Here is a 12,778-nt window from a genome sequence, read left to right on the forward strand (position 1 = left end):
ATGCTGCCCAGATCCCGGTACCGACGAGGACCGGGGGCCGCCTTGGTGGCGGCCTCGTTCCTGCTCGTAGTGACGGCCCAGTCGGCCGTCGGGGCGCCGTCGGCGACCGCCCAACCACCCGAGGACGGCGGGCGGTTCAGCACCTCGTTCGAAACAGGCCAACCCCAGCCGGACTGGATCAATACCGTCGATACGGACCGTGCGGGCAACAAGCGGTCCGCGGGCGTCGACGGCGGCTTCACCAGCGGCATACCGGGCAATGTGACCGACAAGATCACGGACGTCCGGGCCAGCGCCGAGAACACCGACGGCGGCGAGGTGAAGGAGAACCTCGTCGACGGGCAGCCCAGCACGAAATGGCTCGCCTTCCAGCCCGCCGCTTGGCTCGAATTCGACTTCTCCGAACCGGTGAAGACGGTCACCTACGCGTTGACTTCGGCGAACGACGCCCCCGAACGCGACCCCAAGGACTGGACGCTGAAGGGCTCGGCGGACGGCAAGGACTGGAAGACCCTCGACAGCCGCAGCGGCGAGAACTTCAAGGACCGCTTCCAGACCAAGGCGTACGACTTCGCCAACACCACCTCCTACGCGCACTACCGCCTGGAGATCACCGCCAACAACGGCGCCCCGATCACCCAGCTCGCCGACATCCAGTTCTCCAACGGCGACACCAGCACCCCCGTCCCCCCGGACATGCGCACCGCCCCGGACCGCGGCCCCGGCGGCTCCCCCACCGCCAAGGCGAACGCGGGCTTCACCGGGAAGCGGGCGCTGCGGTACGCGGGCACCCACAAGGGCGACGGCCGGGCGTACTCGTACAACAAGGTCTTCGCCGTCAACACCCCGGTCGGCCGGGACACCGTGCTCGACTACAAGATCTTCCCGTCGATGACGGAGACCGACCTCAACTACCCCGCCACGAACGTGTCCGTGGACCTCGCCTTCACCGACGGCACCTATCTGAGTGACCTGAAGGCCCTGGACTCGCACGGCGGGCTGCTCAGCCCGCCGGGCCAGGGCGCCGCCAAGACGCTCTACGTCAACCAGTGGAACCAGGTCTCCTCCCGGATCGGCACGGTGGCCGCGGGCAAGACGGTGGACCGGATCCTGGTGGCGTACGACTCGCCCAAGGGGCCCGCCAAGTTCCAGGGCTGGATCGACGACCTGTCGATCGCGCCGAAGAAGCCCGAGAAGCCGCTCGCGCACCTCTCGGACTACGCGCTCACCACCCGCGGCACCAATTCCAGCGGCTCGTTCTCGCGCGGCAACAACTTCCCGGCGACCGCGGTGCCGGGCGGTTTCAACTTCTGGACGCCGGTCACCAACGCCGGTTCGCAGGACTGGCTGTACGACTACGCGCGGCGCAACAACGCCGACAACCTGCCGACGCTCCAGGCGTTCAGCGCCAGCCACGAGCCGAGCCCGTGGATGGGCGACCGGCAGACCTTCCAGGTGATGCCGTCGGCGGCGGCCGGCACCCCCGACGCCTCGCGGACCGCCCGCGCGCTCCCCTTCCGGCACGAGAACGAGACCGCGAAGCCCTACTACTACGGCGTCACCTTCGAGAACGGGCTCAGGACGGAGATCGCGCCGACCGACCACGCGGCGATGATGCGGTTCACCTATCCCGGTGACGACGCGAGCCTGATCCTCGACAACGTCACCAATCAAGGCGGCCTCACCCTGGACCCGGCGACGTCCTCGTTCACCGGCTACTCGGACGTGAAGAGCGGCCTGTCGGCGGGCGCCGGACGGCTCTTCGTGTACGGCGTCTTCGACACACCCGTGACCGCGAGCGGCAAGCTGCCGGGCGGCGGAGGCGCCGATGTCACCGGCTACGCGCGGTTCAGGCCCGGCAAGAACCGCACGGTGACCCTGCGGCTCGCCACGTCACTCATCAGTGTGGACCAGGCCAAGGCGAACCTCGCCGCCGAGATCCCCGCGAGGACCGGCTTCGACCGGGTCAAGGACCAGGCGCGCAAGGCCTGGGACCAGATCCTGGGCCGCATCGAGGTCGAGGGCGCCTCGCACGACCAGCTGACCACCCTCTACTCCTCGCTCTACCGGCTCTACCTGTACCCCAACTCCGGCTTCGAGAAGGTCGGTTCGAAGAACCAGTACGCCAGCCCGTTCTCCCCGAAGACCGGCGAGGACACCCCGACGCACACCGGGGCGAAGGTCGTCGACGGCACGATGTACGTCAACAACGGGTTCTGGGACACCTACCGGACGACCTGGCCCGCGTACTCGCTGCTCACCCCCAAGAAGGCCGGCGAGATGGTCGACGGCTTCGTGCAGCAGTACAAGGACGGCGGCTGGATCTCGCGCTGGTCCTCGCCCGGCTACGCGGACCTGATGACCGGCACCAGTTCGGACGTGGCCTTCGCCGACGCCTATGTGAAGGGCGTGAAGTTCGACGCCGAGGCGGCGTACGAGGCTGCCCTGAAGAACGCCACGGTCGCCCCGCCGTCCTCGGGGGTCGGCCGCAAGGGCATGGACACCTCCCCCTTCCTCGGCTACACCCCGACCTCGACCCCGGAGGGCCTGTCCTGGTCGATGGAGGGCTACGTCAACGACTACGGCCTCGCGAAGATGGGCCAGGCGCTGTACGAGAAGACGAAGAAGCCCCGCTACCAGGAGGAGTCGGCGTACTTCATGGGCCGCGCCCAGAACTACGTCAAGCTCTTCGACGCCAAGGCGGGCTTCTTCCAGGGCAAGGACGCCAGCGGCAGACCGCGGGTGCCGAGCGACCAGTACGACCCGCGGATCTGGGGCTACGACTACACCGAGACCAACGGCTGGGGCGCCGCCTTCTCGGCTCCGCAGGACTCCCGCGGCCTCGCCAACCTGTACGGCGGGCAGGCCGGCCTCGCCAAGAAGCTCGACGCCTACTTCTCGACCCCGGAGACCGCTTCACCCGAGTTCGCCGGTTCGTACGGCAGCGTCATCCACGAGATGACCGAGGCGCGCGACGTACGGATGGGCATGTACGGGCACTCCAACCAGCCCGCCCACCACGTCACGTACATGTATGACGCGGCCGGTCAGCCCTGGAAGGCACAGGAGAAGATCCGCGAGGTGATGCGGCGGCTCTACAACGGCAGTGAGATCGGGCAGGGCTACCTCGGCGACGAGGACAACGGCGAGCAGTCGGCCTGGTACGTGTTCTCGGCGCTCGGCTTCTACCCGCTGGTGATGGGCAGCGGGGAGTACGCGATCGGCTCACCCCTGTTCACCAAGGCGACCGTCCACCTGGAGAACGGCCGCGATCTGGTCGTGAAGGCGCCCGGGAACAGCGCGGGCAACGTGTATGTGCAGTCCCTGAAGGTCGACGGGAAGGCGTGGAACTCGACGGCGCTTCCGCACGATGTGCTCGCGCGGGGCGGCACGCTCGACTTCACCATGGGCGCGCACCCCTCGTCGTGGGGCACCGGAAAGAACGCGGGGCCTGTCTCCATCACGAAGGACGACAAGGTGCCCGCCCCGGCGAGCGACGCGATCACCGGTTCGGGGCCGCTGTTCGACAACTCCTCGGCGACGTCCGGGACGTTCACCTCGGTGGAGCTGCCGGTGTCCGGGGCGACCCGGGCCGTCCAGTACACGCTGACCTCGGCGGACCGCGCCAAGGCTCCGACGTCCTGGACCGTACAGGCCTCCGCGGACGGCAGGACGTGGCAGGACATCGACCGGCGGGCGGGCGAAACGTTCACCTGGGACCGGCAGACCCGCGTCTTCTCGGTCCGCTCCCCCGGCTCGTACGCCCACTACCGGCTGGTGAGCGGGGGCGGTGAGGCGACGCTGGCGGAGATCGAACTGCTCTCCTGACGCCCTCGCACGGCATACGGCCGGATACTTCACAGGAAACGGCCCGAATTCATCTGGACATAGGGCGATTTGGCCACTCTGGTGCCCAGCTCCCTCACAGGTCAAAGTAGTTGACTTGTGAAGAAGCCGTGGAACGATCGCCGTGGGACGCCGCAGGCCTCACGAGGTGCGGCGTCCCACTCATGATCGCTTCAGATGACTCAGGAGCACTACGTGGCCAAACTCAATGGCCGTATGAACGGCAGGGCGCTCTCCCGCCTCGCCGTGGTGGCGGTAGCCGCCGCGCTGGTCGGCACGAGCGCCGCTGCGGCCTCGGCCGACGGCGTCTCGCCCGCCCACGGGCGGCTGAAGGCCTCGGCGAGCACCCCGAAGGCCAAGAACTTCGCCGCCGCGCGCGACGCCGCGGCCGAGCCCGGCAGCGCCGCGGACCCGGTCTTCCCGATGTTCGCCGTGGACAACTCGGGCGGCGGCTGGGCCTACGCTCCCAACGGTTCGGGCGGTCTCACCTCCCGTGCGGGCCAGCCCGACAACTACGCGTACCTGGCGAACGACGCGCTGGTCGACAACAACGGCGACGGCTTCGCCGACGGCGAATGGCAGTGGGACAAGAGCGGGACACTGCACTACTTCACCGACGCCAACTCCGCCGACAAGGTCATCGGCGGCGGCTGGAACATCTACGACAAGGTGCTCTCGCCGGGCAACCTCGGCGGCGGCCAGGGGTACGACATCATCGCGCGCGACAGGGCGGGCGTGCTGTGGCTGTACCTCGGTTACGGCGACGGCACCCTGACCAGCCGCATCAGGGTCGGCGCTGGCTGGGACGCGTACACCGAGATCGCCGGCAAGGGCGATCTGACCGGTGACGGCAAGCCCGACATCGTCGCGCGCGACAAGGCGGGTGTGCTGTGGCTCTACAAGGGCACCGGCAACTACCGGGCCCCGTTCGCGCCCCGCACCAGGATCGGCGCCGGGTGGAACGCGTACAACAAGCTCGTCTCCACCGGTGACCTGAACCTGGACGGCAGGACCGACCTGATCGCCCGGGACACCAGCGGCGGGCTGTGGCTGTACAAGGGCACCGGCAACGCCGCCGCCCCGTACCAGCCGCGCGTGAAGATCGGCTGGGGCTACAACATCTACCGGCTGATGACGTCCTGACGCACCCGGCACAAAGGCGGCAGGGCCGCACCCCCCTTCCGGGGAGTGCGGCCCTGCCGTCGTTCCTGGCCGCCTACTTGCGGATCAGGTTGCGCAGCACGTACTGCATGATGCCGCCGTTGCGGTAGTAGTCCGCCTCACCGGGGGTGTCGATACGGACGACCGCGTCGAAGTCGACACCGGTGTCGGTGGTGACCTTGACGGTGCGCGGGGTGCTGCCGTCGTTCAGGACGGTCACGCCGGTGAAGGAGAAGGTCTCCTCGCCGGTCAGGCCGAGCGAGGCGGCCGTGGCGCCCTGCGGGAACTGGAGCGGCAGGACGCCCATGCCGATGAGGTTCGAGCGGTGGATGCGCTCGTACGACTCGGCGATGACGGCCTTGACGCCGAGCAGCGCGGTGCCCTTGGCGGCCCAGTCGCGGGACGAGCCCGAGCCGTACTCCTTGCCCGCCAGGATGACCAGCGGGATGCCGGCGGCCTGGTAGTTCTGCGAGGCGTCGTAGATGAAGGAGACCGGGGCGCCCTCGACGGTGAAGTCGCGGGTGAAGCCGCCCTCCGTGCCCGGCGCGATCTGGTTGCGCAGGCGGATGTTGGCGAAGGTGCCGCGGATCATGACCTCGTGGTTGCCACGGCGCGAGCCGTAGGAGTTGAAGTCACGGCGCTCGACGCCGTGCTCCGTGAGGTACTTGCCGGCCGGGGTGTCGGCCTTGATCGCACCGGCCGGGGAGATGTGGTCGGTGGTGACCGAGTCGCCCAGCTTCGCGAGGACCCGGGCACCGGCGATGTCGGAGACCGGGGTGGTCTCCATCGTCATGCCCTCGAAGTAGGGGGGCTTGCGCACGTAGGTGGACTGCGGGTCCCACTCGAAGGTGTTGCCGGTCGGGATCGGCAGCGACTGCCACTGCGCGTCACCCGCGAAGACGTCCTGGTAGGACTTGTTGAACATGTCCTCGCCGATGGCGTTCGCCACGACGTCGTTGACCTCGGCCTCGGTGGGCCAGATGTCCTTCAGGAAGACCGGGTTGCCGTCGGTGTCGGTGCCGATGGCCTCGGTCGTGATGTCGACCTTCATCGAACCGGCGATGGCGTACGCGACGACCAGCGGCGGCGACGCCAGGTAGTTCATCTTGACGTCGGGGTTGATCCGGCCCTCGAAGTTGCGGTTGCCGGAGAGCACCGAGGTGACCGCGAGGTCGTGCTCGTTGATCGCCTTCGAGATCTCCTCGTCCAGCGGACCGGAGTTGCCGATGCAGGTGGTGCAGCCGTACCCGACGAGGTTGAAGCCCATCTTGTCGAGGTACGGGGTGAGGCCGGCCTTGTCGAAGTAGTCGGTGACGACCTTCGAGCCCGGGGCGAGCGTGGTCTTGACCCACGGCTTGCGGCTCAGGCCCTTGTCCACGGCCTTCTTCGCGACGAGCGCGGCGGCGACCATGACGTACGGGTTCGAGGTGTTGGTGCAGGAGGTGATCGCGGCGACGGTGACGGCGCCGTGGTCGATCTCGAAGGACGAGCCGTCGGCCAGGGTGACCAGCGTCGGGCGGCTCGGCACGCCGTTGGCGGAGGCCGGGGAGTCGGAGGCCGGGAAGGACTCCTTGCCCGCCTCGTCGTCCTCGTCGACGTAGTTGCGCACGTCCAGCGCGAACTGCTGCGCGGCGTTGGCGAGGATGATGCGGTCCTGCGGACGCTTGGGACCGGCGATCGACGGAACGACCGTGGAGAGGTCCAGCTCCAGCTTCTCGGAGAAGTCGGGCTCGGCGGCCGGGTCCAGCCAGAGGCCCTGCTCCTTGGCGTACGCCTCGACCAGCGCGACCTGCTGCTCGGAACGGCCGGTCAGCTTCAGGTACTTCAGCGTCTCGCCGTCGATCGGGAAGATCGCGGCGGTGGAGCCGAACTCCGGCGACATGTTGCCGATGGTGGCGCGGTTGGCGAGGCTGGTGGCCGCGACGCCCTCGCCGTAGAACTCCACGAACTTGCCGACGACGCCGTGCTTGCGCAGCATCTCGGTGATCGTGAGGACCAGGTCGGTGGCGGTGGTGCCCGGGTTCAGCTCGCCGGTCAGCTTGAAGCCGACGACGCGCGGGATGAGCATGGAGACCGGCTGGCCGAGCATCGCGGCCTCGGCCTCGATGCCGCCGACGCCCCAGCCGAGCACACCGAGGCCGTTGACCATGGTGGTGTGCGAGTCGGTGCCGACGAGGGTGTCGGGGTAGGCCTGGCCGCCCCGGACCATCACCGTACGAGCGAGGTGCTCGATGTTGACCTGGTGGACGATGCCGGTGCCCGGCGGGACGACCTTGAACTCGTCGAACGCGGTCTGGCCCCAGCGCAGGAACTGGTAGCGCTCCTTGTTGCGGCCGTACTCCAGCTCCACGTTCTGCGCGAACGCGTCCTTGGTGCCGAACTTGTCGGCGATGACGGAGTGGTCGATGACCAGCTCGGCCGGTGCGAGGGGGTTGATCTTCGCCGGGTCGCCGCCGAGCTCCTTGACGGCCTCACGCATGGTGGCGAGGTCCACGACACAGGGCACACCGGTGAAGTCCTGCATGATCACGCGGGCCGGGGTGAACTGGATCTCCTGGCTCGGCTGAGCCTGCGAGTCCCAGCCGCCGAGCGCACGGATGTGGTCGGCGGTGATGTTCGCGCCGTCCTCGGTGCGGAGCAGGTTCTCCAGCAGAACCTTCAGGCTGTAGGGGAGGCGCGCGGAGCCCTCGACCTTGTCCAGCTTGAAGATCTCGTACGACTCGTCGCCCACGCGCAGCGTGCTGCGGGCGTCGAAGCTGTTCGCCGACACGACAGTCTCCTTCATATATGTGCGCGTTCCACCACAATCCTGCCGCCACGACTTCTCGTCGATACACTAAGGTAAGGCTAAGTTAGGTAACCCTTACCGAGCGTCGGCTGCGGTGCGCCTCGTAGATATCTCGATGTCGAGATAACTCTAGTACATGGCCGCGCCCTGGTCATGCACGGGCGGGGCTGTCCTCTGTCATCAAACCGAGTCGTTTGACAGCGAACCCAGCCGTTTGGGCTTCCTTGCCATCGAATCCAGTCGTGTGAGGCAGTCGCGCCGGGGCCTTACGAACAACGGTTACCCCTCTCGTCCGGGTGGGTGTGGCAGGGCCACCCGGTTGGTGGTGTCGGCCTCTACGTTGGCAGGCATGGACAAGAACCGGCTGAGCGAGTTCCTGCGGGCCCGGCGCGCGCTGGTGCGCCCCGAGGACCACGGGATGCCCGCGGGGACACGCCGCACCCCTGGTCTGCGCCGCGAGGAGGTAGCCGTCCTCGCCGGGTTGAGCACCGACTACTACGTGCGGTTGGAACAGGGACGCGAACGCAATCCCTCACCCCAGGTCCAAAGGGCATTGGCGGCCGCACTCCTGCTGGAGGACGAGGAAGCCGCCTACCTGCGCGCAATCATCGATCCGCCACAGCACGGGCGGCCCCCGGCCGCCGCCCGGGAGTACGCCGGCCCGCAACTGGTGTCCTTGCTGGACACCTGGGCGGACACACCGGCTCTGGTCTACGGCCGCTACCTCGACTTGCTGGCCGTCAACTCCCTGGGCGAGGCGATGTTCTCCTGGCTCGGCAGCGAGACGAGCCTGATCACAGCGATGTTCCTCAACCCCGCCGCTCAGGACTTCTACCGCGACTGGGCCGTCGTGGCGCAGGGGTGCGTGGCCGCACTGCGGGCCGCCAATCCTGCCCCGGACGATCAGCGGCTGCAGAGGCTGGTGGGTGAACTTTCCGTACGCAACCACGACTTCGCACGCATGTGGGCACGCCACGAGGTGCGGGCCAAAACGGCCTCGGCCAAACGTTTTCGCCACGCATTGGTCGGCGACCTGACTCTGGACTTCGAGACCTTCTCCGTCAACAGCGCGCCCGGCCAGCACCTGGTGGTCTACCGAGCCGAACCCGGCAGTGCCGCCGAACAGTCGCTGGCCCTGCTGGGCAGTCTCACCCTCACCGAACTCCCAGATACTCAAGACGAAGGACACATCCCGCATGACCTCCACTGATTCCCCCGTCTGGTTCATCACCGGCTGCTCCTCCGGCCTGGGCCGGGCGCTGGCCCGCACCGTGCTGGAACACGGATGGCGGGCGGTCGTCACGGCCCGGGATCCCGGCAAGGCCGCCGACGTGATCGCCGGGCACGAGGAACGCGCCATCGTCCTGACGCTGGACGTCACCGACGCCGAACAGATCGCCAACGCGGTCGCCCAGGCACAGGCCGCCTTCGGACAGATCGACGTACTGGTCAACAACGCGGGCTACGGCTACCTCGCCGCCGTCGAGGAGGGCGAGGACGACGAGGTTCGCGCCTTGTTCGACACCAACGTCTTCGGCCTGGTGGACACCACCAGGGCCGTCCTGCCCGGCATGCGAGCCCGTCGTGCCGGCCACATCGTGAACATCTCCTCCCTCGGCGGCCTGGTCGGCTTCGGAGCCACCGGCTACTACCACGCCAGCAAGTTCGCCGTGGAAGGTCTCTCCGAGTCCCTCGCCGCCGAGGTCGCCCCACTCGGCATCAAGGTCACGATCGTCGAACCCGCCGCGTTCCGCACCAACTGGTCCGGGCCCTCCATGCGCCAGTCCGCCACCGCCATCGCCGACTACGCCGCCACCGCGGGCACACGACGCGCGAGCACCCTGGCCACCTACGGCCACCAGCCCGGGGATCCGGCACGTGCCGCCCAGGCCGTCATCGACGCGGTCACGGCCGAAGAACCCCCGCTGCGCCTGCTGCTGGGCAAGGCCGCATACGACATCGCCACCGCCAAGCTCGACTCCCTCAGGACCGCCTTCGACGGCTGGCGTGAGGTGACCCTCAGCGCCGACTTCCCCACCGGGCAAACGGCACGCTGACGTGCGTGCAACCAATTCAGGCGTTTGCTCAGCGAACCCAGTCCTTCGGTCTGCTGTCTCAGTGAACCTGGCCGTGAGCCTGATCGCACCGAGAGTGCGGGTGGCTGCGCCCGGCTGGGGTGGATCTTGCAGGCCCGTACATCGAGCTGTCGTACGTGGACGCCGTACGGGAGCGTCGGCGACGTCCGCCGCTGGAGTGTGTGGCGGCTCGGTTCGAGGATGTCGCCCGGGTACGGCCGTTTCGGTGGTCGAGGAACGCCCTACCCCAGGAAGCCATCGTGTCCGGGGAGATACCCATCCTGCTGTACGCGGGGGTGTTGATCAGGCCGGGACTTACCGCGTTGACCCGGATGCGGCGGGGAGCGAGTTCGAGGGCCAGGGAGCGCACGAGAGGCAGCAGAGCTCCCTTGGCGGCGGTCATGGCCGCACCGAGGCCCTCGCCGGCGCCGACAGTGAACACCACGGACGCGCCTTCGTTCAGCAGGGGGAGCGCCTTTTGAAGTGTGAAGAAGTTGCCCTTGACGTTGATGTCGAACAGGGCGTCGAAAGCGGCCTCGTCGGTGGACTCGATCGGGCCGGGACGAGAGATGCCCGCGTTGAGATGGAGCAGGTCGAGGGAGCCCAGATGCTCGCGCGCCTGGTGACCGGAGCCACCGGGGCGGTCGGCGGCTTCGCCCTCGAACTGGCCGCACGGCGCGGCCTGCGCGTCGTCGCCCAGGCCGGCGCCGACGACGAGGAGCTCGCTCGAAGCCTCGGCGCCGAATGGATCGTCGACCGTGACACCTCCGACCTGGCGGCCGGCGTCCGCCGCCTGGTACCGGGCGGCATCGACGGCGCGCTCGACACGGCAGGACTCGGAATCCGCGCCCTGGCCGCCGTCCGCAGCCAAGGCGCCTACGTCACGGTGGTCGGCGGTTCGGCCCCGGTCCCGTTGCGCGGCATCCGGGTCCACCAGGAGTGGATCAGTGCCGACGGGGCCGCCCTGGCCGAGCTCGCCGCCATGGATCTGACGCTGCGGGTTGCCGACATCCTCCCGCTCAAGCGCGCGGCCGAGGCGCACGATCGGCTCGCGGCGGGCGGGATACGCGGCCGACTGGTGCTGGTTTCCTCCGAAGAGTCCTGATTCGACCCGGCCGCGATCGCCCGCCCCGGCCCGGCGAATGCGACGTGATCGCCCCGGGGCGCCCACCCGGACGAACGCCTCCCGTTTGCCGCCCGCGCGCCCGACCCGCACCATCGAATTGACGGTGCCTCACCCTGCTGGCCCAGCCCAGCGCGAGCGTCATCTCATATCTGAGATAACCTGCCCCTATGGCAGACGACTACCTCGTACGCATCGGCAAGCTCATCCGTGACGCCCGGCAGCATCGGGGCTGGACACAGGCGCAGTTGGCCGAGGCTCTGGGCACCAGCCAGAGCGCCGTGAACCGCATCGAGCGCGGGAACCAGAACATCAGCCTTGAGATGATCGCGCGCATCGGGGAAGCGCTCGACAGTGAAATCGTCTCGCTCGGGTACGCGGGCCCCATGCATCTGCGCGTGGTGGGCGGCCGCCGCCTCTCGGGTTCGATCGACGTCAAGACGAGCAAGAACGCGTGTGTCGCGCTGCTCTGCGGCTCGCTGCTCAACAAGGGCCGCACCGTACTGCGCCGGGTGGCCCGCATCGAAGAGGTCTACCGGCTCCTCGAAGTCCTCAACTCCATTGGTGTACGCACCCGTTGGATCAACGAGGGCGTCGACCTGGAGATCGTACCGCCGGCCGAGCTCGACCTCGACGCCATGGACGCGGAGGCCGCCCGCCGCACCCGCTCCATCATCATGTTCCTCGGCCCGCTGCTGCACCGCATGGACCAGTTCCGGCTGCCGTACGCCGGCGGCTGCGACCTCGGCACCCGCACCATCGAGCCGCACATGATCGCGCTGCGCCGGTTCGGCCTGGACATCACGGCCACCGAGGGGATCTACCACGCCGAGGTGGCGCGCACCGCGCCCGACCGCCCGATCGTGCTGACCGAACGCGGCGACACCGTCACCGAGAACGCGCTGCTCGCCGCCGCCCGCAACGACGGCGTCACGGTCATCCGCAACGCCTCCTCCAACTACATGGTCCAGGACCTGTGCTTCTTCCTGGAGGCGCTCGGCGTACGGGTCGACGGCATCGGCACCACCACCCTGACCGTGCACGGCATGGCCGACATCGACGTGGACGTCGACTACTCGCCCTCCGAGGACCCGGTCGAGGCGATGAGCCTGCTCGCCGCGGCCGTCGTCACCGAGTCCGAGCTGACGATCCGTCGAGTGCCGGTGGAGTTCCTGGAGATCGAGCTCGCGGTCCTCGAAGAGATGGGCCTGGACCACGACCGCACGGCCGAGTACGCCGCCGACAACGGGCGTACCCGGCTGATCGACCTCACCGTGCGGCCCTCCAAACTGGAGGCGCCCATCGACAAGATCCACCCGATGCCGTTCCCCGGCCTCAACATCGACAACGTGCCGTTCTTCGCGGCGATCGCGGCGGTGGCCCAGGGCAAGACCCTCATCCACGACTGGGTGTACGACAACCGCGCGATCTACCTCACGGACCTCAACCGCCTCGGCGGCCGCCTCCAACTCCTCGACCCGCACCGGGTCCTGGTGGAGGGCCCCACCCGCTGGCGCGCCGCCGAAATGATGTGCCCCCCGGCGCTGCGCCCGGCCGTGGTGGTCCTGCTCGCCATGATGGCCGCCGAGGGCACGTCCGTCCTGCGCAACGTGTACGTCATCAACCGCGGCTACGAGGACCTGGCCGAGCGGCTCAACTCGGTGGGCGCGCAGATCGAGATCTTCCGCGACATCTGACCAGCCCCCCAAAGAATGAAAAACGGTGTCCCCTTCTGGCCCGCGCTGATACCGGCCCGGAAGGGGGGGCGCCCGTCGCTGTCCATGC

At 68.5% G+C, this 12,778-nt stretch carries 8 protein-coding genes; 6 read left to right on the forward strand and 2 right to left on the reverse strand.

Going from position 1 to position 12,778, the window contains the following annotated elements; genetic code table 11:
* Both ACIBK6_RS19740 and ACIBK6_RS19745 read left to right on the forward strand, forming a co-directional pair.
* Complete coding sequence (locus ACIBK6_RS19740; RefSeq protein ID WP_399052554.1) at positions 1–3,828, forward strand: GH92 family glycosyl hydrolase; 3,828 nt, start codon at positions 1–3, stop codon at positions 3,826–3,828.
* Between the two features lie 213 nt (positions 3,829–4,041).
* A complete protein-coding gene (locus ACIBK6_RS19745; protein ID WP_399052555.1) occupies positions 4,042–4,989 on the forward strand; it encodes an FG-GAP repeat domain-containing protein in 948 nt (315 codons plus the stop codon).
* 73 nt (positions 4,990–5,062) lie between these two features.
* Here the strand turns inward: ACIBK6_RS19745 and acnA are convergent, their stop codons facing one another.
* Positions 5,063–7,777, reverse strand: coding sequence for an aconitate hydratase AcnA (gene acnA, locus ACIBK6_RS19750; RefSeq protein ID WP_399052556.1), 2,715 nt, complete (start codon positions 7,775–7,777; stop codon positions 5,063–5,065).
* Between the two features lie 367 nt (positions 7,778–8,144).
* On the opposite strand from acnA, the gene ACIBK6_RS19755 reads away from it, so the two are divergent.
* Positions 8,145–9,005, forward strand: coding sequence for a helix-turn-helix domain-containing protein (locus tag ACIBK6_RS19755; protein ID WP_399052557.1), 861 nt, complete (start codon positions 8,145–8,147; stop codon positions 9,003–9,005).
* Positions 8,992–9,852, forward strand: a complete 861-nt coding sequence (locus tag ACIBK6_RS19760) for an oxidoreductase (RefSeq protein WP_399052558.1) — start codon at positions 8,992–8,994, stop codon at positions 9,850–9,852. Before ACIBK6_RS19755 ends, ACIBK6_RS19760 begins: the two co-directional genes overlap by 14 nt.
* 58 nt (positions 9,853–9,910) lie before the next feature.
* On the opposite strand, the gene ACIBK6_RS19765 is transcribed toward ACIBK6_RS19760, so the two are convergent.
* Complete coding sequence (locus ACIBK6_RS19765; protein WP_399052770.1) at positions 9,911–10,570, reverse strand: SDR family oxidoreductase; 660 nt, start codon at positions 10,568–10,570, stop codon at positions 9,911–9,913.
* On the opposite strand from ACIBK6_RS19765, the gene ACIBK6_RS19770 reads away from it, so the two are divergent.
* Together ACIBK6_RS19770 and ACIBK6_RS19775 are read left to right on the forward strand one after the other, a co-directional pair.
* Positions 10,454–10,975, forward strand: a complete 522-nt coding sequence (locus ACIBK6_RS19770) for a zinc-binding dehydrogenase (RefSeq protein WP_399052559.1) — start codon at positions 10,454–10,456, stop codon at positions 10,973–10,975. The two genes, ACIBK6_RS19765 and ACIBK6_RS19770, sit on opposite strands and share 117 nt — an antisense overlap.
* 188 nt (positions 10,976–11,163) lie before the next feature.
* A complete protein-coding gene (locus ACIBK6_RS19775; protein WP_399052560.1) occupies positions 11,164–12,690 on the forward strand; it encodes a helix-turn-helix domain-containing protein in 1,527 nt (508 codons plus the stop codon).
* Positions 12,691–12,778 lie beyond the last annotated feature (88 nt).

Origin of the sequence: Streptomyces sp. NPDC050485 (genome assembly GCF_044458185.1) — a bacterium.
In the GTDB taxonomy this organism is placed as follows: domain Bacteria; phylum Actinomycetota; class Actinomycetes; order Streptomycetales; family Streptomycetaceae; genus Streptomyces.

What these genes read in the sequence shown, in the direction of transcription:
- ACIBK6_RS19740 (WP_399052554.1), top strand. Translation starts at nt 1, where the DNA reads ATGCTGCCCAGATCCCGGTACCGACGAGGACCGGGGGCCGCCTTGGTG.
- ACIBK6_RS19755 (WP_399052557.1), top strand. Translation starts at nt 8,145, where the DNA reads ATGGACAAGAACCGGCTGAGCGAGTTCCTGCGGGCCCGGCGCGCGCTG.
- ACIBK6_RS19760 (WP_399052558.1), top strand. Translation starts at nt 8,992, where the DNA reads ATGACCTCCACTGATTCCCCCGTCTGGTTCATCACCGGCTGCTCCTCC.
- ACIBK6_RS19770 (WP_399052559.1), top strand. Translation starts at nt 10,454, where the DNA reads ATGGAGCAGGTCGAGGGAGCCCAGATGCTCGCGCGCCTGGTGACCGGA.
- ACIBK6_RS19775 (WP_399052560.1), top strand. Translation starts at nt 11,164, where the DNA reads ATGGCAGACGACTACCTCGTACGCATCGGCAAGCTCATCCGTGACGCC.